General features: G+C 52.4%; 1 pseudogene. It reads right to left on the bottom strand.

The window, feature by feature from the left end:
* Positions 1 to 254: pseudogene (locus SB775_RS31645) on the bottom strand (stage III sporulation protein AA); the annotation flags it as partial.

Raw genomic sequence — 254 nt, 5'->3', positions numbered from 1 at the left:
GTCCAGCACCACTTTACCCGCGATTCCGATCCGGTGACCCCCAACAACTGTGATGTAGCCCCGTTTCAGCTCTTCTTCCAATGCGTACAAGGAGTGCTGGCTTACCTGGTTCAAGAGCTTGACTGACTGTTCCTCGGTGAATTCCCACCCTTGGCTCGCTATCGAAGTGAGCTGCCCAGAAGCTGTGACATAACTGGACTGCTGACCATATCTGACTTCCAAGGGCTGATCTTGCCGAAGACGTATTTCTTCTA

It is taken from the genome of Peribacillus sp. SIMBA_075 (genome assembly GCF_046534585.1).
Note: the sequence above shows the minus strand (reverse complement) of the source record. Positions and strands in the feature narration are given on the sequence as shown.